This is a genomic window from Parafilimonas sp. (assembly GCF_051953455.1).
GTDB lineage: Bacteria > Bacteroidota > Bacteroidia > Chitinophagales > Chitinophagaceae > Parafilimonas.
The window spans coordinates 82,674-104,707 of sequence record NZ_JBQCIT010000055.1 but is presented as its reverse complement, the minus strand read 5'-3'; the positions used below and the strand labels follow the sequence as shown (position 1 = coordinate 104,707).

Annotated in this window: 15 protein-coding genes; 5 read left to right on the top strand and 10 right to left on the bottom strand. The window is 40.3% G+C overall.

Annotated elements, in window-relative coordinates:
• Positions 1 to 57 precede the first annotated feature (57 nt).
• Positions 58 to 2,454, bottom strand: a complete 2,397-nt coding sequence (locus ACTHN6_RS19745; RefSeq protein WP_440437502.1) for an ABC transporter permease — start codon at positions 2,452 to 2,454, stop codon at positions 58 to 60.
• Positions 2,455 to 2,816: 362 nt separating this feature from the next.
• Between ACTHN6_RS19745 and mtaB the strand changes: the two genes are divergently transcribed.
• The gene (gene mtaB, locus ACTHN6_RS19740) at positions 2,817 to 4,088 is read left to right on the top strand and encodes a tRNA (N(6)-L-threonylcarbamoyladenosine(37)-C(2))-methylthiotransferase MtaB (RefSeq protein WP_440437501.1); all 1,272 of its coding nucleotides are present in this window, start codon (positions 2,817 to 2,819) and stop codon (positions 4,086 to 4,088) included.
• Positions 4,089 to 4,111: 23 nt separating this feature from the next.
• Here mtaB and ACTHN6_RS19735 read toward each other — a convergent pair whose 3' ends face one another.
• The 7 genes from ACTHN6_RS19735 to ACTHN6_RS19705 form a co-directional block, all read right to left on the bottom strand.
• Positions 4,112 to 5,305, bottom strand: coding sequence for an NAD(P)-dependent oxidoreductase (locus ACTHN6_RS19735; protein WP_440437500.1), 1,194 nt, complete (start codon positions 5,303 to 5,305; stop codon positions 4,112 to 4,114).
• Between the two features lie 62 nt (positions 5,306 to 5,367).
• Positions 5,368 to 8,808 carry a leucine--tRNA ligase gene (locus ACTHN6_RS19730; protein WP_440437499.1) on the bottom strand — a complete coding sequence of 1,147 codons (3,441 nt, stop codon included), beginning with the start codon at positions 8,806 to 8,808 and terminating at the stop codon, positions 5,368 to 5,370.
• 269 nt (positions 8,809 to 9,077) lie between these two features.
• Complete coding sequence (locus tag ACTHN6_RS19725; RefSeq protein ID WP_440437498.1) at positions 9,078 to 11,012, bottom strand: protein-disulfide reductase DsbD family protein; 1,935 nt, start codon at positions 11,010 to 11,012, stop codon at positions 9,078 to 9,080.
• 41 nt (positions 11,013 to 11,053) lie between these two features.
• Positions 11,054 to 11,512 (bottom strand): protein-disulfide reductase DsbD domain-containing protein, encoded by a 459-nt coding sequence (locus ACTHN6_RS19720; protein ID WP_440437497.1) that lies wholly within the window; start codon positions 11,510 to 11,512, stop codon positions 11,054 to 11,056.
• Positions 11,513 to 11,516: 4 nt separating this feature from the next.
• Entirely contained in the window at positions 11,517 to 12,176 is a 660-nt protein-coding gene (purQ, locus tag ACTHN6_RS19715) for a phosphoribosylformylglycinamidine synthase subunit PurQ (RefSeq protein WP_440437496.1), read from the bottom strand.
• Positions 12,177 to 12,254: 78 nt separating this feature from the next.
• Positions 12,255 to 13,226 carry a hypothetical protein gene (locus tag ACTHN6_RS19710; protein ID WP_440437495.1) on the bottom strand — a complete coding sequence of 324 codons (972 nt, stop codon included), beginning with the start codon at positions 13,224 to 13,226 and terminating at the stop codon, positions 12,255 to 12,257.
• Between the two features lie 9 nt (positions 13,227 to 13,235).
• Positions 13,236 to 14,774 (bottom strand): hypothetical protein, encoded by a 1,539-nt coding sequence (locus tag ACTHN6_RS19705; RefSeq protein ID WP_440437494.1) that lies wholly within the window; start codon positions 14,772 to 14,774, stop codon positions 13,236 to 13,238.
• A gap of 157 nt (positions 14,775 to 14,931) precedes the next feature.
• Here ACTHN6_RS19705 and ACTHN6_RS19700 point away from each other — a divergent pair, with 157 nt between their 5' ends.
• Positions 14,932 to 16,917, top strand: coding sequence for a KUP/HAK/KT family potassium transporter (locus ACTHN6_RS19700; protein WP_440437493.1), 1,986 nt, complete (start codon positions 14,932 to 14,934; stop codon positions 16,915 to 16,917).
• Positions 16,918 to 16,964: 47 nt separating this feature from the next.
• Complete coding sequence (locus ACTHN6_RS19695) at positions 16,965 to 18,941, top strand: KUP/HAK/KT family potassium transporter (RefSeq protein WP_440437492.1); 1,977 nt, start codon at positions 16,965 to 16,967, stop codon at positions 18,939 to 18,941.
• On the opposite strand, the gene ACTHN6_RS19690 is transcribed toward ACTHN6_RS19695, so the two are convergent.
• Positions 18,942 to 19,598, bottom strand: a complete 657-nt coding sequence (locus ACTHN6_RS19690) for a 3-oxoacid CoA-transferase subunit B (protein ID WP_440437491.1) — start codon at positions 19,596 to 19,598, stop codon at positions 18,942 to 18,944. It lies immediately after the preceding gene.
• An 80-nt stretch (positions 19,599 to 19,678) separates the two neighbouring features.
• Positions 19,679 to 20,380 (bottom strand): CoA transferase subunit A, encoded by a 702-nt coding sequence (locus ACTHN6_RS19685; RefSeq protein ID WP_440437490.1) that lies wholly within the window; start codon positions 20,378 to 20,380, stop codon positions 19,679 to 19,681.
• A 170-nt stretch (positions 20,381 to 20,550) separates the two neighbouring features.
• On the opposite strand from ACTHN6_RS19685, the gene ACTHN6_RS19680 reads away from it, so the two are divergent.
• Positions 20,551 to 21,204 carry a hypothetical protein gene (locus tag ACTHN6_RS19680; RefSeq protein WP_440437489.1) on the top strand — a complete coding sequence of 218 codons (654 nt, stop codon included), beginning with the start codon at positions 20,551 to 20,553 and terminating at the stop codon, positions 21,202 to 21,204.
• A gap of 74 nt (positions 21,205 to 21,278) precedes the next feature.
• Complete coding sequence (locus tag ACTHN6_RS19675; protein WP_440437488.1) at positions 21,279 to 22,022, top strand: MBL fold metallo-hydrolase; 744 nt, start codon at positions 21,279 to 21,281, stop codon at positions 22,020 to 22,022.
• Positions 22,023 to 22,034 lie beyond the last annotated feature (12 nt).

Below are 22,034 nucleotides of genomic sequence, written 5' to 3'. Positions count from 1 at the left end.
AACCTATGTGAAGTTTATAATTACATAAGGAAAATAGCCTCTTTGGAGCCGCGCCATCTATTCCGTTCTCAAATTCTTCACCGGGTTGCTCAACGCGGCTTTCACAGCCTGAAAACTTACCGTTAACAATGCTATTAATAATGTTGCCAGGGCTGTAACAACAAATACCCACCATTCAATGCTGATGCGGTATTCATAACGCTGCAGCCAGCTATGCATAGCCCACCATGCAATAGGAAAAGCAATCAATGCAGCAATGAACGCAAGCTTTATAAAATCTTTTGATAACACAAAAACAATGTTACTTACCGTTGCACCAAGCACTTTACGCACGCCAATTTCCTTAACCCGCTGCTGTGCGGAATAAGCCGACAATCCAAACAGGCCAATGCAGGCAAGTATAATGGCTATGGAGGCAAATATGTTCATTATCTTTCCAAGCCTTAATTCATTTTGATAAAGCTTGTTGTAATCATCGTCTAAAAACCTGTATTCAAAAGGTCTGTCGGGCACAAGCGTTTTCCATTTTTCCTGCAAAAAGGAAATCGTTTGCGGAATGTGGTTGCCGGTTATCTTCACCATTAAAGTATTGCCATAAGGGCTTGGAAAAAGTACCACGGGTTTGATAGGGTTACGCAGTGATTGAAAATTAAAATCCTTTACCACACCTCTCACATAACCCGGCCTCGATTTGTCGAGAAACATTTTTTTGCCAACAGCTTCCTGCGGCGTCCAGCCTAACTGCTTTGCAGCTGATTCATTTATTATGAAATGAAAGACTGGCTGCGCATCCTCATCTTCATCCGACACATCTTTTAAGTCCTGCGTTGTAAGGTTTTCCCCGGCAATTAACTGTAAACCTGCTGCAGGTATAAACTCGTTATCAACCGGGTTGGCAGTTACGGCTATCTGTGCATTTTCAGGCATTTCAGGCTTGCTCATGTTATAACCGCCCAAAATGCTTACCGGCGTATTGTAGCAAAGTGAAACGTTTTTTACATCTATGTTCTGCTTAAATTCAGTTTTAATTAAATCAACATTTTTAGGGCCATAACTAACCGGAAGTACCAAAACATGCTCCCGGTCGTAACCCAGTTTTTTATGCTGGATATAATATAATTGCTGCTGAATAATGAATGTGGACACGATCAGGAAAACAGAAATTACAAACTGGAAAATAATCAGCGATTTTCTTAACCATTGACCCGATGCTGCGTTTTTAAAAGCGCCTTTTAAAACCCTTGCCGGCTGAAAAGATGATAAAACCAGCGCAGGATAACTGCCCGCGGCAAAACTTACAACGGCAATAATGAGCACCGCAACCGCAAGTATAGGCCAGGATAATAATGAAGATAGTTGCAACTGCTGATTGGTAAGCTGGCTGAAAGAAGGCAGCAACAAAGCGGCACAGGTTAAACCCAGCAAAACAGCAATACAACATACAACCGCCGATTCGCCAATAAACTGCCAGAATATTTGATTTTTTTGTGCGCCGGCCACTTTACGTATGCTTACTTCTTTGGCACGTTCAACCGATCTTGCTGTGCTGAGATTGATATAAGTAAAGCAGGCAATAACCAAAATAAGCAGGGCCACGCCGGCTAATATATATATGTAAGTTATACTCACATTGGGTGCAAAAGCATCGTACGGGGAATAAAGATGAATTTTATTGAAAGGTTCGAGATAAAAATTTACAGTAGCATGCTGGCCTTCCATTTCTTTTTTCATAAATGCAGGCAGCTTGGCCTGCAATGTGCTAATGGATTTTTTATCATGCAAAAGAAGATAGGTTGTATAATTGGCGTTCCAGTAAGTGCTATAATACTCCTTCGACATGCCGAACGTTGAAAAAGAAGCAATAAAGTCAAACTGTATTTGCGAATTGGCCGGGCAGTCGGCAACCAGGCCCGTTATTTTATAGAAATTACTGTCGCCTGAAAGCTGCAACGTTTTACCCACCGGGTCTGCATTACCAAAATATTTTTTTGCGCTTGATTGCGTGAGCACAACACTGTAAGGCTCCGTCAGCGCCGTGTTCTTATTGCCCTCTAATAAATCAAAACTGAACAGGTTGAAAAAAGAGGAATCGGCATACATGAAATTATTTTCCGTAACAAGGCTGTTGTTATAACGGATGATCTTTTTACTGTTCGTCATTATCACCGCATCCTTTACTTCGGGAAAATTTTGTTTCATTACCACCGGCACGCGAACACTGGTGTAATTGCCTTTATTACCCGCATCGCTGCCCTCAAAACTGTATCCCATAATTACACGGGCAATGCGGTCGCCATTCTTCTGAAATTTATCAAAACTCAATTGCTGCTGTATATATAGTGCTATTAGCAGGCAACTTGTAAGGCCTATGGTAAGGCCAATAATATTGATAAACGAAAACGTTTTATTCTTGCTGAAGTTTCTGAAGATAATTTTTAAATAATTCCTAAACATAAGAAGCCTCTCCTGAATCCTCTCCTTGAGGAAAGGACTTTTTAGACCGTGATTATTTAATGTTGTTTATATTATGTAGCAGCTCACAACCCTTTCCGTTTTGGATAGGCCGCTTATCTATTTTTCAACCACTATGCCAAAGCCAAAATACTTGTGCAGCAAGTATTTCAGCAAATACTAAATACGCAGAGTGTTCGAAAATGAACACCTTGTGTACAGTTACGTACTTGCTCCTAAAAATGTTACAGGCTGCTGTATTAAGTTTTTTGAACCCATGCAAAAGCATTGTGTTTGTTAAACTGAACCTTTAAATTCAATTGGGGTAATTGCCAAAAATATGCAAACCGTATCTTTGCACGCTTATGCAAAAACGGCGTTCGGTAGCATTTCATACATTGGGCTGCAAGCTGAATTTTTCAGAAACATCCACGCTTTCAAGGTTATTGGAAGCAGATGGTTTTGAGAAAAAAGATTTTGATGATAATGCCGATGTGTATGTTATCAACACCTGCTCCGTTACTGATAATGCTGATAAAGAATGCCGGCAGATTGTGAGAAGGATTCAGCGCAAAGCGCCGGAAAGTTTGGTGGTAATTACCGGTTGTTATGCCCAGCTAAAACCAAAAGAAATTGCAGAAATACCCGGTGTTGACCTGGTGCTGGGCGCCGCCGAAAAATTTAATATCACACAACATTTAAAAGACCTGCATAAAAATGATTCGGCTAAAATATGCAGTTGCGATATTGAAGCCATTACAGGTTTCAACACTTCATTTTCTGTAAACGACAGAACAAGAACTTTTTTAAAAGTGCAGGATGGCTGCGATTATAATTGTTCATTCTGCACCATTCCTATGGCGCGGGGCAAAAGCCGCAGCGACAGTATTGATAATGTTATCCGCAATGCGGAAACGCTGGCAGCAAAAGGTGTAAGGGAAATTGTATTGACCGGTGTAAACCTCGGCGATTTTGGAAAAGGCCCTAATGGTGAAAAACACACGCAGGATTTTTACCAGCTTATACAGGAATTAGATAATGTGGAAGGCATAGAACGTTACCGCATCTCTTCTATTGAACCTAATTTATTAACGAACGAGATCATTCAGTTTGTAGCTGAAAGTAAACGCTTCATGCCGCATTTCCATATCCCGCTGCAAAGCGGCAGCAATAAAATTTTAGGTTTGATGCGCCGTCGCTACCGCAGGGAATTGTATGCAGAAAAAGTAGCGGTTATAAAACAGTTTATGCCACATTGCGCCATTGGTGTTGATGTGATCGTTGGCTTTCCTTCGGAAGATGAGGCTGCCTTTAATGAAACATTTGAATTCCTGCACAACCTTGATGTTTCTTACCTGCATGTGTTCACTTATTCGGAAAGGGATAATACCAAGGCGCTGGATATAGAGCCTGTTGTACCGGTGCATACAAGGCATGAACGCAATAAAATTCTGCGCAACCTGTCTTATCAGAAACTGCAATATTTCACGACACAACATGCCGGGCAAACCAGGAAAGTTTTGTTTGAAGACCATAATAAAAATGGCATGATGGAAGGTTATACCGATAACTACATTCGCATTGCAACGCCTTACCGCCATGAATGGGCGAATGAGATTAGGGAGTGGAAGATTTAACTTCCCGCAATGCCTGCATTAATTTAACTGTAAGCATAATCGCTTAAATATTTAAAACCCGGCGTAAGTTTCCCATCTTTCAGAATAGTTGCATTGTCAATAACGATGCTGCCTTTTATATAATCATTCAACACATGTTTTATTAATTGCTCGCCAAAGAAACGGCTTGCATCGCGGGGTAATTCATTAGGTAAATTGCCAACAGCCATTATATCAATACTTGTTTTTAAATAAGGTGCTGTACGCTGCAGCGTGCTTTTATCCACACCGTAAACAGGATCGTCTATTGAACAATCGCCAAGGTTTACAGGAATACTCCCATGCGCATCATCGGTGATGTCTGCAATGGTTTGTATGCGAAAATCTTCTGCTTTAACATCATCTGCTTCAAACAGGCGCGGAATAGCTGTATCCCAGTAAATACCGTTCATTAAAATATCCGTTTGTGAAATATAGGAACGGAATAAACATTCATACGCCTGCGGATTGGCATGAAAATCATCCCTTGTATACGTTCTCTTTTCTTTGTGCGTGTACAAATCTGCGCCCTTTAAATGCACATAAACAGGATAGGAAAAAGTTTTGCTTAGATATTCATCGGGCTCCACCTCCTGAACATCTACTATATTCATTATTTCGAGAATGCCATGTGCTACACGGCCGCTGCCTGTTACTGCAATTTTTACAGGCGGCAGCTTCAAACCAAAATACGTATGAATTAATTCGAGGTAATCTTTCTGTTTATAAACCCTTCCCAATTTATAGGCCCCCGTTCTTTCACCATAAGCCATTAACCCGTTGTGCGCACCCACAATGCCTGCAAAAAAACCAAAGCCTATAATACGTTGGCCGTCTTCATGCTCAAGGCATTCATAGTCAATCAATGTAATTTTCTTCTCCACCATTGCCTGCATAAGCTTTTGATTATAGGGTTGCATTTTTTTGGTATGGGAAAAAAACATGTAGGTTTTATTGGCCAGCAGCATGTTTACCGGCACTTCTTTAATGCCTAATAAAAGATCGCAGTTGGAAAGGTCTTCCTGTAACACAGCGCCCGAACGCTCATATTCATTGTCGCTGAAACAGCGCGTTGAAGAAGGTTGTACAAAAATTTTAAAATCAGTGTTCTTTAAAAGCCACCGGCATTGTGCGGGCGTAAGTGCAACACGATTATCAGCAGGAACTTTTCCTTCACGAATTAAACCTATAACGGGCATGCAATATGTTTTGATAAGCAGCGAACAAGAAATAAAGCGCTAATAAAATTCGCTGCCCACAATTAGATAACAACATTCACCATCCTGTTTTTTACAAAGATGATCTTCTTTGGTTCTTTACCATCCAGCCACTTTTGTACAACATCGTTTTGCAGCACAATTGCTTCCACTTCTTTCTGGGAAGCATCCAAAGATATATTGATGGTGGTGCGCAATTTACCATTTATGCTGATGGGATATTCTTTCGATGATTCAACCAAATACTTTGCTTCAAAAGTTGGGTATGCGGCATCCAAAACGCTTCCTTCATTGCCTAAAGCATGGTATAATTCTTCTGCAATAAACGGCGCATAAGAAGATAACATAATGACCAATGGCTGCAATATTTCTTTCTTATGACATTTTAAATCTGCCAGTTCGTTGGTGCAAACCATGAAAGCAGAAACAGCCGTATTATAAGAAAAACGCTCTGTATCTTCTTCAATTTTTTTGATGGCTTTATGCAGGATTTTTAATTCCGCATCAGTGGCGGCCTCTCCCCCCGCCCTCTCCAAAGGAGAGGGAGCTGTAGCACCCTCCTTATAAAATAAACGCCAGAATTTTCTTAAGAAGCGATGCACACCTTCAATGCCTTTTGTATCCCAGGGTTTGCTTTGTTCTACCGGGCCCAAAAACATTTCATACATGCGGAAAGTATCAGCGCCATATTTATCTACCAAGTCAGAAGGGTCAACTGTGTTGAATTTTGATTTGGACATTTTTTCAGTTTCAACGCCGCAGATGTATTTGCCATCTTCCAAAATAAATTCTGCATTGGCATATTCACCGTTACGCCACTGTTTAAATTTCTCAATATTTAATTCAACACCATCAACGATGTTTACATCGACATGTAACCAACTTACCCTAATAGATGCTAAATTTTTGTATTCGGCCGAAAGTGTATTTTTATCAAATCTTAATAAACTATCAATTTTTTCAGTAGTATCCGTATCATTATCTACAGTACCTTTTGATAAAAAGATTTGTTTCCCTTCAACTAAATTTTTGTTATCATTTCCACGTTCATAGTAATCTAATCGACAAACAAACCTCGAACTTCCCTGTATCATCCCCTGGTTCAACAATTTTTTATAAGGTTCATCAAAACTTATCAAATCAAGATCAAATAAAAATTTCGTCCACATGCGGCTGTATAATAAATGACCAACGGCATGTTCAGTGCCGCCAACATATACATCCACCTGGTTCCAGTAATCGCTGGCTTTTTTATCGCAGAATGTTTCATCATTATGCGGGTCCATATAACGCAAGAAATACCAGGATGAACCGGCGTAACCGGGCATGGTGTTGGTTTCCCTCACCCCCAGCCCCTCTCCACTCGTGGAGAGGGGAATTTGCGACGTCTCTGCTTTTTTTTGTGACGGTTTATTTTTTTGTAGTTCTTCTTTTATTCTTTTTACTACTTTATTAATGTTATTAATTACCTCATCATTATTGAAGCGAATTATATTAAAGCCGATTTCTTTTAAAACATTCGCTCTATTTTCGTCATATTGTTTTTGTTCATCATTTTCATGATAGCCGCCATCCACTTCAACAATAAGCTTTTCGTGCAAAGCAATAAAATCAGTTATATAAGCATCAACAGGATGCTGTCTCCTGAATTTTACACCAAGCTTATTATTACGCAATTCTTCCCATAACAAGCCTTCTGCTTCCGTATGATTCTTACGCATCTCTTTAGCAAGTTCATACTGCATCGGCGTATAAACAGAATATTTAGGAACGTCAGATTTTTTTGAATCCCCTGTTTCAGAATTATCAGCCTGAGGCACAGAGGCACCCTTCTCCACAGGTGGAGAAGGGAAGGGGATGAGGGCCCACTCCTTCACATTCGCCAGCGGCCCTTCGCCCTCAGGTCCGGGTTTATAATTTTCAACTTTGGGCAGCTCCAGCGGCAATTCGCTTTCATCCAAAGGATAAGCAATGCCATCTTTCCAAACTATAGGAAAAGGTTCGCCCCAGTAACGCTGGCGACTGAATGCCGCATCGCGCATTTTATAATTCACTTTTGCCTTGCCATAACCAAGGTCTTCAATTTCCTGAACAATCACTTTTATAGCATCCCGCATCAGCATGCCGGTAAGGAAATTACTGTTTTCCAGTTCTGCATCTTTTGTGGGGTTGGCCTCTTTGCCATTAAATGCTTCACCAAGAATATTGGTTATTTCTATATCGAAATGTTTGGCAAAACGAAAGTCGCGCTCATCACCACAGGGTACAGCCATGATAGCGCCGGTGCCATAACCCGCCAATACATATTCGCTGATATAAACAGGCACTTCGCGGTTATCAAAAGGGTTAATGGCATAGGCACCGGTAAATGCGCCGCTGATGGCTTTTTCAGCCATGCGCTCCCGCTCACTGCGGCTTTTAACCCACTTAATATATGCTTCAACTTCCTGTTTTTGTTCAGGCGTTGTTATTTCTTCAACCAGTTCATGTTCCGGGGCAACCACCATAAAGTCAACACCAAAAATGGTATCAGGCCTTGTAGTAAATACACGCAGTTTTTTATCACTATCGCTTATTTCAAAATCAATTTCAGCGCCATAGCTTTTACCAATCCAGTTCGTTTGCATTTCCTTCATCGCTTCGCTGAAATCCACTGTTTCCAGGCCTTCCAGCAAACGGTCAGCATATTCCGTAATGCGCAGGTACCATTGGCGCAATTTCTTTTTTACAACAGGATAACCGCCGCGTTCACTCACACCATTCACCACTTCATCATTTGCCAGCACGGTTCCCAATGCTTCGCACCAGTTTACTTCGCCATAACCGCAATAAGCCAGGCGGTATTCCATAAGAATATCCTGCTGTTGTTTTTCGGAGAAGCTGTTCCATTCTTCAGCAGTGAAAATATTATCGGCTGATTGTTGGCCGTTAACTATTTGCCTAAACTGAAAGTTCTGGTTGGGAAATGGATGATATTTATTCCCGTCTTTTTCAAATGAAGCTACCAGCACATCAATGCTTTCTGCTTTTTTGGTTTGACGATCGTAAAATGATTTGAAAAGCTGCAGGAAAATCCACTGTGTCCATTTATAATAAGCCGGGTCGCTGGTGTTTACCTGGCGGCTCCAGTCGAAACTGAAAGCAATTTTATCCATTTGCTTCCTGAAGTTTTGAATATTCTGCGCCGTGGATACCGCGGGGTGAATGCCGTGTTCAATAGCATATTGTTCAGCCGGTAAACCAAATGCATCATATCCCATAGGATGCAATACATTGAAACCTTTCAGTCGTTTATAGCGTGCATAAATATCGCTGGCGATATAACCCAGCGGATGGCCAACATGCAGGCCGGCGCCGCTTGGATAAGGAAACATATCGAGCACATAGTATTTGGGTCTGGATGAATCGTTGCTTACCTTATATATTTCGTTGGCATTCCACCAGTCGTGCCATTTTTTTTCTATTTCGCTAAAATTATATTCCATAATTAGTTTAAAATTTTACCTATTCCGGATTCAGGTTTTGCCTGTAGCAGACACTTCTAAATGTATGGCTACAAGCTGAATAATGTACCACAGTACAAGTGTTGCGACGCAACCGTGATGCCCCGTTTGCTGCAGCCGGTTATCGCCTAAAAGCGTTCATTGTAAAAGAATTTTTACAACGGGTGCAAACCTAAGTAAAAGCTAAGAAAATAAATGGGAATGAAATTTCCTGATATTAAAGCTGCTTTGTTATGAACAAATATTGCGGCCTATTGTGCAGCAGCTTCACTTTCGAACGTGGCCTTTGCCGCATCAAGATGTTTTATGAACTTGTCAATATCAGGGTCATAACCATACTTAATATTGCTCAATATTTTTTGATCGGCCGTAATAAACATATATAAAGGCTGCGCATTGGAACCGAATTTGGTTATTTCGTAATCAAGGTTTCTATCGCCTTCCGTTTCCACATTTTCGCCCCTTGCATTCTTATACTTTTCATCAGCGGCTAACTCCGTTGGCTCATCCACATATAAACTCACAAGCACGAAGTTTTCCCGGATACGTTTCAGCACTTCAGGATCGCTCCAAACCTGCGCTTCCATTTTGCGGCAGTTGGAACAGGAATATCCCGTAAAATCGAGCATAATGGGTTTATGCAAGGCTTTTGCCGCAGCAATGCCTTCATTCAAATCAAAATAAGCTGTAAGGCCATGCGGCGCTGAAATTTTATCGGCAAACTTTTTAGGCGACAATGCGGCCGATTTTGTTTCATCGCCGTTATTTGAACCGGCACTAAGTTGCGCTCTTGATAAATTAAAATCAAGCGTATAATCCGGCGGCAGCCAGCCGCTTAAAGCTTTTAATGGCGCACCCCACATGCCGGGTAAAAGGTATAAAGCAAATGTAAAAGCGGCAATGGCAAAAAACAGGCGTGTAATGGTTATATGTTTTACTTCACTGTCATGGTAGAATTTGATCTTGCCCAATAAATAAATGCCCAATAATACGGCGAGCACAATCCAGAGTGCAATAAAAATTTCGCGATCAAGCAGGCGCCATTTATATATCAAATCTACATTGCTTAAAAACTTCAATGCCAATGCCAGTTCAATAAAAGCAAAGCTTACTTTAACGGTGTTCAGCCAGCCGCCGCTCTTTGGCAGTGAATGCACCAGCGAAGGAAATAAAGCCAATATCGTAAACGGTAAAGCAAGCCCAACACCAAACCCAAACATACCGGCAATAGGACCAGCCGCAATGCCTTCTGATGAAAGATAACTTAATAATTGCCCTGCAACAATGCCGGTGCAGCTAAAAGAAACAATTACCAGCGTAAGCGCCATGAAAAAAATACCGATATATCCTTTTTTGCCCGCAAGCTTATCGGTTTGTGTTGACCAGGAAGATGGTAATGTGATATCAAACAAACCGAAAAATGAAAGTGCGAATACAATGAAAATCGCAAAGAACATCAGGTTGGTTACAGGGTGAATTGAAATCTTATATAAAGTTGTATCACCGAATATTAATGTAAGCAATGTAGTGGGGATACCATAAATAAGAATGATGCAGAGCGAATAAAACAATGCATTTTTACGGCCTTGTTTTTTGCCGCCGTAATGATGCATGAAATAAGTTATGGTTACCGGGAATAAGGGATAAAGGCAGGGCGTAAAAACGGCAATCAGCCCGGCGATTAAACCTATCCAGAAAAAATTCAGCCAGCCCTTTGGCTTTTCATCTGTAATATTTATACCTGTTATAGAAGCTTTTTCAGGCGCAACAGCCACATCTATTTTTTCTTCACCGCTCGGAAATTCATCGCCGGTTTTTCCAAGCCATGTAAACGAACCTTTAATAACAGCACTGTCTTCTTTTTTTATTTTTAAAGGATAAGATATTACGGCCGAATCTGCAAAAGCCCTGAAAATGGTAGCAGTGTTTTCATCGTTAATTAACTGAAGATTGGATGATTGGATGATGCTCGTATCAGCAAGATATTTTGCTGCATTGCTGTCTAAATTAAGCTGCGATATAAAAGCATCGTCTGTATTGAGCGGCTTCGCAGAAAATAATAAAAAGCCAGAGTCGAGCTCTGCTTTTACTTTAAGATATACCAGCGAATCATTTTTTCTTTCTGTTGAAAAGGAAAAATGAACCGGGATATTTTGTGCATGCGGCTTTGGCGTACAGGCACACATTATAAGAATTAAAAAAAAGCATTTAATGCAGCTGCTTTGCATTATTGTAGTTGAATATTGAAAGGAACGGTTTTAGGAGGCAAACACATTTTATCGTTACATACCATGTACTTAACAGAGCCTGAAAGATTTGTTTTTACCGGTGACTTTAATTTTATCGTTTGCACAAATGATACGGTTTCGCCATAATATTTTACATCAATACCGAAGATTTCATCATGCACCGTTTTAGGCTTGCCATTCTCCGTTGTTTTTCCATCAATAGTAACCAGTGGGTTTTTTTTAAAAGTCACAGTTGTTGGCACCGGCCCGCCGTCCGGCGTGCTCATAGAGTAGATATGCCAGTTGGGTTCAAGTGTGGCTGAAAGCGTTACGGTATATTCTTTATCCGTTTTCTTGGTGGCAGCATAATTCCATTTCACGGGGTCCTGCACCTGGGCATTTAGCGCAGATAATACAATGAGTACAGCAGCAAATGTTAACATAAATCTTTTCATCATATCATTAATTTAAACCTAATTCCTTAAAAATTTTCAAGCCATCCATATTACCTAAAGCTGGTGACGCAGCACGTTCCGGGTGAGGCATCATACCAAAAACATTACCTTGTTTATTTTTAATGCCTGCAATATTTCTTAAAGCATGATTGGGATTAAAAGCTTTGTCCACATTACCCTTGTCATCACAATAATAATAAATTACCTGGCTGCTGTTTTCAAGTTCATCGAGCACTTTCTCTTCAGCAAAATATCTGCCGTCGCCATGGGCTACAGGGATTTTAAAAATATCGCCGGCAGCATTTTTAAGATGAATGTTTTTACAAACAAACTGCTGGTTGCCATTGGGCAATAATGCACCTGGTAATAACCCGCTTTCGCACAAAATCTGGAAGCCATTACAAACGCCCAGCACTTTGCCGCCTTTATTGGCAAAATCAATTACGCTTTGCATCATCGGGCTTAAACGGGCAATGGCGCCGCAACGTAGATAATCGCCAAAAGAAAACCCGCCAGGCAGCACTATACAATCGTCGGTACTAAACATGCTGAGGTCTTTATCTTTATGCCAAAGCATTACTACCTCTTTATTCATGTCGTTTTGCAGTGCATCCTGCATATCCCTGTCGCAATTAGATCCGGGAAAAACAACAATGCCAAATTTCATATATAGTTTTATTTTTTTTACAAATGAATATGCCTGATGCAACTTTACAAAATTAATCTTCCTAATACTAACATTTGCTTAATACTTTGCAAACCAGTTGTTATATATGGAAAGACCCAAAAGCACCCAAAAGAAAATTACAGGCAAAATATTACGGCTGTTGGCAAATGCGTAACCGGTATAAGCAGCGCCGGGCAATACAACCAGCAATAATACCAACGGATAAGCATCTTTTATAAAAAACACCGCCGGCAATAAAAGAAGCATGGCAATAAAAAAAACCGACCAGCTTTTACGCACCTGTATCAAAGCATTAATGCCTGAGCTCTGCACAGAAAAAATACCCCAGAGTATAATAAGCGTTGAAACGGCAAAGGTTATAATAAACATAATGGGTGGCACGGGCAACCGGATTATATCGAATATCTGCAGCGGTTTTGGAAGAAATTTTAAGTTGCCTGTTATAAAAAGATAGCTTGCCAGAAAATAAGCCGGCGTTATTAAACCAAAAAACAACACGAACCATTCATTTATTTTAAAAGACCGCATAATAACCAATGCCAGCAGGGCTATTATTATAAGCGGAAGCATTGGATAATACAAAAGCATGGAAAAGCCGCAAAGCATGCCAAAATTATAAATGGAAGTTTTAGGGTTGGGCGCGGCATATAAACGGCAGGCGCTGTATAATATCCATATAAAAAGGTTGCAGGCAAATAAAGCCGTGCTTAGCACATTAAACTGTGGCAACAATGCTGAAAACAATAAAAAAGCCAGCGCTGCCGTATTCGTTTGTTTGGGAAACATGTGTAATGCATTCAGCATAAAATTCAGCTGCATTGCCAGCAAAAAAATAAGAAGGATGAATAGCAATGAAACGAAATAAGGCTGTGCATTTTTTAAAGGCTGCAGTATATAATAAAAATAACCATCTGCAGGAGAAATTACAATTTCGGGTGCATGTAAAAGGGAACTTGTGTGCAGCCCAAAACAGAAAATAATGAGCCAGAAAACCGAAACCGCCGACCTGTCTTTAAATAAGGATATCACTTGTGTTGCTTAAAATTCAATTTTGGCAAAGCAAAGATAATTTCTGTATTGACAAGGCACTAAAACTGAACGGCTGCCAATTTGTTTTAAATACCGCGGCATAAACTGGTAACCCCTGTCCAGGCTTTTAAGCGTAGGTGCTTCTGCCCTTTTCCCTTGGGGATCTATGCTTTGCGCCTGCAACAATAATGTTCTTTTTTCAAACTGATTGAAAAGAAAGTTTATCCCGTCTGAAGTAATGAATGTGCCGTAGCCTATAAAATTATCTGTATTATCGTCGTATTGCGATTTTGGCACTATACTCGCCCACTCCATTGCGGCAGTGGAATCAAAAGATAGTACAGCTATATTATCAGCATAATAACGGTTTATCTGCGGGCCGCCGAAACCATAGGGGCTCATCCACGGATAAGAATAATAGCCAAAAGGGCTGCCATATAAATAATAATTTGAACTACCCCAGTAGGGGCTGCCATACATATAATTCCAGCGGTTATTATAAATGCCGCGGCTTGAAGAGTAAGCTGCTTCTGAAAGCACGGCAAAGCCCCCGTCTTTTCTTAAAATGATATTTTGCAGGAAGTAATCGTTAAATGCAGCGCGGGTGGAGCCTTCGCTTTTTGCATTGCTTTTTAGCTGGTCATTAAATTCCAGCAGGTTGGTATTTAAAAATGAATCCGTATGCCGGCTCCATAAAGCACAATACATACCGTCAACATTACCGCGTTTTTGTTTTGCATAAAAGGCAGCAATTAAAACATGCTTGTTTACATTATCTACCTTAACCCTTATATCATCCAGGTAAACTTTAGGCATATCAATAGGGTAAATGGAAATGCTGTCATAATTCGGCGGCTTCATCATCAGTGTCATATTCTGTATGGAACCGTTATCGTTATTGGCAGCGCTGCCGGAAGCTTTTACAAAAACCATCCAGCCATCATTATCCAAAGCAAATTCCGTAAGAAAATCAACACGCGGCCTAATAGCAATACGCGCCTCATCCCTGTTGAGCAAATTGAGGGAAGCGTCGAAAAGACTGCGGTTAAATAAGTAATTTGTTTCGTTCTTACTGTTTATTTTATACACACAAATCTTTTGCTTGTCTTCGCTGTAAATAATATTGTAAATTTTATTATTGGCAAAAAAGTTAATTGCAGTAGTGTCTAAAATAACCGGGTCACCTACCAATTTACCCTCGCTGTTTATTTTCGCAGCGGTGCAATACACTACATTCCTTCTTTGGTATTGATATATAAAATAGAAATAATCCCTGTAAGTAATAATATCAGAATTAATGAGCCTGTCTGGCAGAAAATCCATCCTGGGTTTATCCACAAGCTTCATATCATCATCATAAACAGCAATATTATAGGTGGAGCGTACCTGCTTAAATACAAGGTACCTGTCGCCTATTTTGCCAATAATATCAAAATTCACAGATCGCACATCGTCCCTGTCGGGCAGGGAATAGGTTATTTCCTGGGCGTTTACAACAAAGGAAAAAGCAACCATTGCAACAAGAGCGGTAATATATTTTCGGATCATTAATTTTAAAACTTTAATACTAACAAATGTAAGGCTTAAAAAAAATCGGATATTTAAATTAAAGACTAAAAATTTCAGTCCTTATATACAACGAGCTTCAGATTATTTCATTATACATTTGTGGCGAAATAAATAAATAACCACCTTATACTTATAAGTGAGTAAAAGCATTAACAAAGTTTCCGCAGCCGGTTTACTTATAGCTTTAGGGATAATTTATGGAGACATAGGCACATCACCTCTTTATGTTTTCAACTCCATCATTTTTGGCAGGCAGGTAACCGAAGACCTTGTAATTGGCAGTCTTTCATGCATCATCTGGACGATAACTGTTCAAACAACCATAAAATATGTGATGCTTATACTGCGCGCCGATAACAAGGGTGAAGGCGGCACTTTTGCCTTATATGCCCTGGTAAGACGAAGGCGGAAATGGCTGGTCATTCCGGCCATAATCGGTGGGGCGGCCTTGCTGGCAGATGGTATTATTACGCCGCCTATTTCTATTACATCTGCCATTGAAGGGCTTAAAAACATTCCTGCTTTTAATGACATTTCTGTAGATACCATCATGTATATCGTACTTGTTATTTTGGTGGTATTTTTCTTTATGCAGCAGTTTGGCACCGGCTCCATTGGCAAAATGTTCGGGCCTATTATGTTTATATGGTTTACCATGATTGCCATTTTGGGCTGTGTGCATTTAATGGACGACCTGAGTATTTTTAAGGCAATTAATCCATACTATGCCATCCGGTTTCTTATATATTATAAAGGTGCTTTTATTTTATTAGGCGCTGTTTTTCTCTGTACAACCGGCGCCGAAGCGCTTTACAGCGACCTCGGGCACTGCGGCCGCGGCAATATCCGCATTTCATGGGTTTATGTAAAAGCCTGCCTTATCATCAACTATATCGGGCAGGGCTCTTACCTGCTGGCACACAGAACAGGCATGACGATTACGCCTTCCTTGAAAGAGCAGTTGCACCTGAATGCTTTTTATGACCTTATGCCCGACTGGTTTGTAATTATTGGGGTTGTAATAGCAACAAGCGCCGCCATTATTGCCAGCCAGGCAATGATTGCGGGTTCATTTACATTAATTGGCGAAGCGTTGCGCCTAAATTTATGGCCAAAGCTGAAAGTGAAATATCCTTCTGAGGCAAAGGGCCAGTTATTTATTCCCGCCATGAACCTGCTGATGTTCCTGGGTTGCACAGGCGTGGTTTTGTATTTCAGGGAATCATCAAAAATGGAAGCGGCTTACGGCCTTGCCATTATTGTTACCATGATTGCCACAACCATACTGTTTGCCAACTTTATGGTACTGCACCGGGTAAAAGCTTTCTGGATATATGTTTTTCTCATCTTCTATCTGGGCGTTGAACTAACTTTTCTTGCGGCTTTATCGCATAAATTCCTCGAAGGCGGTTACATCACTATGCTCATTGCCGCCGTGAATTTTATTATCATGTATGTGTGGTACAGGAGCCGCAAGATCAAGAACAGGTATGTGGAATTTGTGCGGCTGGAACATTATATTCCCATGATACAGGAATTAAGTAATGATAAATCTGTACCAAAATATGCCACGCATCTTGTTTACATGACAAGCGCCGGCAACCCCAAAGAAATTGAGCATAAAATCATCTATTCCATCCTGAATAAAAAACCCAAGCGCGCCGATATTTACTGGTTTGTGCATGTGGACACGGTTGATGATCCTTATACCTGCGAATACATTGTTGACCACATTATTCCAAACGATATTATACGGGTTGAATTCCGCCTTGGTTTCAGGGTGCAGCAAAAAATAAACCTCATGTTCAGGAAAGTGGTAGAAGATTTGGTGAATAATAATGAAGTGAATATTACCAGCCGGTACGAAAGCCTGGAGCGTAATAATGTGGTGGGCGATTTTCAATTCATTGTAATGGAAAAATATCTTTCACAGGATAATGAGTTGCCTTTCTTTGAAAAGATAATTATGAAACTGCATTTCTGGCTGAAGGAAGCGAGCCTTAGTGAAGAAAGAGGTTTTGGGCTCGACCCGAGTTTTGTAACAGTTGAAAAATTCCCTTTAATGATTTCACAAATTCCACAGATATCTTTGCGCCGGGTTTTCGATGAACCGATTGAATAAAATCCCGTAACGTTGCCTGCTGTAATTTTTGGATTTAATTTTTAAATGTGAGCAAATACATCAACCGGGTTACAGCATCCGGCATTTTAATAGCGCTGGGAATTATTTACGGTGATATAGGTACTTCCCCGCTTTACGTACTCAATGCAATTGTTAATGGCAAGATTATAAGTGATGAGCTTGTTTTGGGCTCACTTTCCTGTATAATCTGGACATTAACCATTCAAACCACGGTTAAATACGTAATTCTTACATTAAAAGCCGATAATAACGGGGAAGGAGGCATTTTTAGTTTATACGCTTTGGTAAGAAGGCAAAAAAAATGGCTTGTATTGCCTGCCATGATTGGTGGTGCAGCTTTATTGGCCGATGGTATTATAACCCCTCCTATTTCTATAACCTCGGCGGTTGAAGGGTTGCGGCAAATACCTTTCTTTACAGAAATAACCAGAACCACCATTGTAATAATTGTATTGGCAATACTGGCTGCTTTATTTTTTGTGCAACAGTTTGGCACTATGTCCATAGGCAAATTATTTGGTCCTATAATGGCCATTTGGTTTACTATGCTTGGCTTGTTGGGTATGCTGCATATTGCCGATGACTTTTACATCTTTAAAGCACTAAGCCCGCACTATGCTATTGAATTATTAACCCTTTATCCGCAGGGTTTCTGGATATTGGGCTCTGTTTTTTTATGTACCACCGGTGCAGAAGCTTTATATTCTGATATGGGCCATTGTGGCCGCGGCAACATCCGTATTTCATGGATTTTTGTAAAAACCTGTCTTATTCTAAATTATCTGGGTCAGGGCGCATGGTTACTTGCCAATTATAAAGGAGCAGAAATAACCGGCCAGCTGGCAGAATCTTTTAATGCTTTTTTTGGCATAATGCCGCATTGGTTTAAAATGATTGGCATTGTTATAGCCACTGTGGCTGCCATCATTGCAAGCCAGGCGCTTATTTCCGGATCGTTTACCTTAATAGCCGAAGCGCAAAGGCTGAACCTCTGGCCCAAAATGAAAATAGTTTATCCAACCGATGAAAAAGGACAGTTATTTATACCCGGCATAAATACATTGCTGTTTATTGGCTGCACCGGCATTGTACTATATTTTCAAAAATCGGGTAATATGGAAGCCGCTTACGGGCTGGCCATTACCATTTGCATGATAAGCACGTCGATTCTTTTTGCCAATTATATGGCCATAAAAAGAACCGGTAATCTTTGGATTATTTTGTATTTATTGGTTTATCTAACCATTGAACTGTCTTTTTTAGCAGCCAATCTTCAAAAGTTCCCGCACGGCGGCTATGTTACGCTACTGGCAGGCGGCTTGCTTTTTTTAGTGATGTATGTTTGGTACAGAAGCCGGAAAATTAAAAACCGGTACGTGGAATTTGTGAAACTTGAACACTATATTCCGCTGATACAGGAACTAAGCAACGATAAATCAATTCCCAAATATGCTACCCATCTTGTGTATTTAACCAGTGCTGATAATCATAAAGAAATTGAACATAAAATCATTTATTCAATACTGAATAAAAAGCCCAAGCGCGCTGATATTTACTGGTTCATACACATAGATACGCTTGATGATCCGTACACCTGCGATTATTATGTTGAGCATATAATTCCCAACGATATTATCCGCGTGGAATTCCGTTTAGGTTTCCGCGTGCAGCAAAGAATTAACCTGATGTTCCGGAAAGTGCTGGAAGAACTGGTGAGTAATAAAGAAGTGAATATTACCAGCCGCTATGAAAGCCTGGAAAAAAATAATATTGTAGGCGATTTTCAGTTTATTGTAATGGAAAAATTCCTGAGCAACGATAACGACCTGCCCTTCTTTGAAAAAATAATCATGAAGTTTCACCTTTGGCTGAAGGAACACAGCCTGAGTGAAGAGCGGGGCTTTGGACTTGACCCCAGTTTTGTGGCTATTGAAAAATTCCCGCTTATTGTATCGCCAACCCCACCAATAAAACTGGAAAGAATTTATAATGAGCAGGATTAATTAAATAATCATTGTTTTTACATTTTCATCTATTAATAGTTTGCCGGCGGTTTTGGCTTTCACTTCTTCCACGCTCACCCCGGGTGCAAGTTCTTTCAATAAAAAACCTCCAGGTGTAATATCAATAACGGCAAGCTCGGTAACCACTTTTTTAACACATGCAAGGCCTGTTAAAGGCAAAGAACATTTTGGTAAAAGTTTACTTTCTCCTTTTGGGTTTGTATGCTGCATGGCCACAATTATATTCTTTGCGCTGGCCACCAAATCCATCGCGCCGCCCATGCCTTTTACCATTTTGCCGGGTATTTTCCAGTTGGCTATATCACCTTTTTCGCTTACTTCCATTGCACCTAAAACAGTAAGATCAATTTTACCGGCGCGTATCATTCCAAAACTTTCTGCACTGTCAAAAAAAGCACCGCCTTTAATTACGGTTACTGTTTCTTTTCCGGCATTAATCAGGTCGGCATCTATATTTTCTTCAGAAGGATAAGGCCCCATGCCCAGGATACCGTTCTCACTTTGCAATACCACTGTTACTCCTTCGGGAATAAAATTGGAAACGAGGGTGGGAATGCCGATGCCAAGGTTTACATACATGCCATCTTTCAGTTCCGCGGCAATGCGTTTTGCTATACCATATTTATCTAAAGCCATATTTTTAAAGTCTGATTTTTGATTTGATGAATGATAATTTACAGTAACTAATGTTATCACATCACGATTTACGACTCACATTACGGCTTTTCAATCTTCACCGTTTTTCTTTCAATGCGTTTCTCATAATTAATACCTTTAAATATGCGGTGCACATAAATGCCTGCAACATTAATTTGATCAGGGTCAAGTTCGCCAGGTTCCACTAATTCTTCTACCTCCGCAATTGTAATATTGCCGGCTTTAGCCATTGAAGTAGAGAAATTTTTTGTCGTTTTATTGAAAACAAGGTTGCCCATGGTATCCCCTTTCCATGCTTTTACAAAAGCATAATCTGCATGCAGGGCATATTCCATAAGATAATGTTTGTTATTGAACACACGTACTTCTTTACCTTCCGCCACTTCAGTACCATAACCAGCGGGCGTAAAAAAAGCAGGAATGCCCATGCCGGCCATTTGTATGCGAGTGGCCAGCGTGCCCTGCGGAATAAGATCAACTTCCAGTTCGCCAGACAGCAATTGTCTTTCAAACTCTGCATTTTCGCCAACATAGCTGCTCATCATCTTTTTTATTTGTTTTGTTTTAAGCAGCAGGCCCAGGCCAAAATCGTCAACGCCCGCATTGTTGGATATGCAGGTTAATTGTTTTACGTTTTTCTTTTTTAAAGCAGCAATCAAATTTTCGGGAATACCGCAAAGGCCAAAACCGCCAAACATAATAGTGGCGCCATCGTTAACATCAGATATGGCGGCGGCCGCATCATCAAAAACTTTTTTCATATTGAAGCAATGTTAGATACTGCAAGGTAAAAAACAATAGCTGATAAAAGGTGAATGCCTTAATAGCCAGAAAACAATCGTTCACCAATAAATCCTGAACGTTCACAGAGTCTGCCGCTATGCGGAAATATCAACCTATATATTTGTGCAAATTCGAAAACCGTATCTCTATGAATAAGAAATTTTACCTGTTATTATTATTTGCTTCTATTGGTGTTTTGTCCTGCCAGAAGGAGTTAACTAAAACAACCACTACAACGCCTCCTCCCGTTACCGATACGACCGGCACAAATAATGGCGGTGATAATTCCATTGTGGGAACATGGCAGTTTGTTTCTATAGAAGCAAAAACCAAAAGCTCATCCGAAACAATAACAGGAAGTATTAACCAAAGGGTAGAAACTTTTTTGGATTATCTTTCTACAGACAATGCGGGTTCAGTTGTAATAAGCGACACCGCCATGAATTGCACAGGCCTCACTTATAAAATCTCCAGCACTATCAAAACATACAGGTATCATAATGATGTTTTATTAGACTCGTTACTTACACCTTATGAAACTACGTTTCCCGCCACAGATTCCTATACACCATACCAGACGACAACCGAAGACTCCATATTTTTCAGAAAGGGCGGTTTTACCAACGTATCCGGCTCAAAATACAGGGTTAAGCCTTCTGCAGCTAAACTGGACCTGAAAGGAGATTTGCTTACGTTTATACAGCCGATAAAAAAAGATACGGTTGAAAATATTGCAGGCGTGGATCAGCATACCATAATAAGCGGCGTTGCTATAATCAAACTTAGCAGGCAACGGCAATAACTTTTTCATTTAATTTATTCACTTACAAGTTTTAACCCCTGCACCGGAATGCGGGGGTTTTATTAATTTGCAGCATGCAGATAATCCCGTTAAGCGAAGGTGAGTTTACAATTGACAAGTCTAAAATTTTTATTCCTTTTGATAAAGAAAAAGATGAATTGCAGGCGAGAAACACCGGCAGCCTGCTGGTGGAAGTGCAGCCTTTTGTGGTAATAACCGAAAAAGACATATTGCTGTTGGATACCGGCCTCGGCTTTATGCAAAACAACCAGATGCAATTGCACAAAAATCTTGAAGAACAAAATATAAAGCCCGGAGATATAACCAAAGTTTTATTATCGCATTTGCATAAAGACCATGCCGGCGGTATAGGTTATAAAGATAGTCTCGGCCATTACCATCTTTCTTTTCCCAATGCAGTTTATTATGTGCAGCAGGCAGAATATAATTTTGCCATGAATACAGGTTTTCCTTCATTTATGACAGAAGAAATTTCTATTCTTGAAAATAATTCGCAGGTTGTTTTTTTAAATGAGGATGAAAGGAATATTGACGGCTATATTCATTACAAAATAACCGGCGCACACAGCCCGCACCACCAGGTATTCTGGATTAAAGAAGGAGACGAAACCGTATTTTTTGGTGCTGATGATGCGCCGCAGTTGCAGCAAATGAAACACAGGTTTGTTGCTAAATATGATTACGATGGTAAAAAAGCAATGGAACTGCGCCGCCAATGGTGGGAAGAAGGCAATAAAGAAGGATGGTTGTTTTTGTTTTATCACGATGTAAAAACGCCTGTAACAGTTGGCCGGTAATGTGTGCAAGTA

Excerpts from the sequence above, each read along its gene's own strand:
- ACTHN6_RS19680 (WP_440437489.1), top strand. The coding sequence starts at position 20,551 with ATGAATAAGAAATTTTACCTGTTATTATTATTTGCTTCTATTGGTGTT.
- ACTHN6_RS19735 (WP_440437500.1), bottom strand. The coding sequence starts at position 5,305 with ATGCCCGTTATAGGTTTAATTCGTGAAGGAAAAGTTCCTGCTGATAAT.
- ACTHN6_RS19690 (WP_440437491.1), bottom strand. The coding sequence starts at position 19,598 with ATGGCTTTAGATAAATATGGTATAGCAAAACGCATTGCCGCGGAACTG.
- ACTHN6_RS19720 (WP_440437497.1), bottom strand. The coding sequence starts at position 11,512 with ATGATGAAAAGATTTATGTTAACATTTGCTGCTGTACTCATTGTATTA.
- purQ (WP_440437496.1), bottom strand. The coding sequence starts at position 12,176 with ATGAAATTTGGCATTGTTGTTTTTCCCGGATCTAATTGCGACAGGGAT.
- mtaB (WP_440437501.1), top strand. The coding sequence starts at position 2,817 with ATGCAAAAACGGCGTTCGGTAGCATTTCATACATTGGGCTGCAAGCTG.
- ACTHN6_RS19685 (WP_440437490.1), bottom strand. The coding sequence starts at position 20,380 with ATGAAAAAAGTTTTTGATGATGCGGCCGCCGCCATATCTGATGTTAAC.
- ACTHN6_RS19745 (WP_440437502.1), bottom strand. The coding sequence starts at position 2,454 with ATGTTTAGGAATTATTTAAAAATTATCTTCAGAAACTTCAGCAAGAAT.
- ACTHN6_RS19705 (WP_440437494.1), bottom strand. The coding sequence starts at position 14,774 with ATGATCCGAAAATATATTACCGCTCTTGTTGCAATGGTTGCTTTTTCC.
- ACTHN6_RS19675 (WP_440437488.1), top strand. The coding sequence starts at position 21,279 with ATGCAGATAATCCCGTTAAGCGAAGGTGAGTTTACAATTGACAAGTCT.
- ACTHN6_RS19725 (WP_440437498.1), bottom strand. The coding sequence starts at position 11,012 with ATGTGTGCCTGTACGCCAAAGCCGCATGCACAAAATATCCCGGTTCAT.
- ACTHN6_RS19730 (WP_440437499.1), bottom strand. The coding sequence starts at position 8,808 with ATGGAATATAATTTTAGCGAAATAGAAAAAAAATGGCACGACTGGTGG.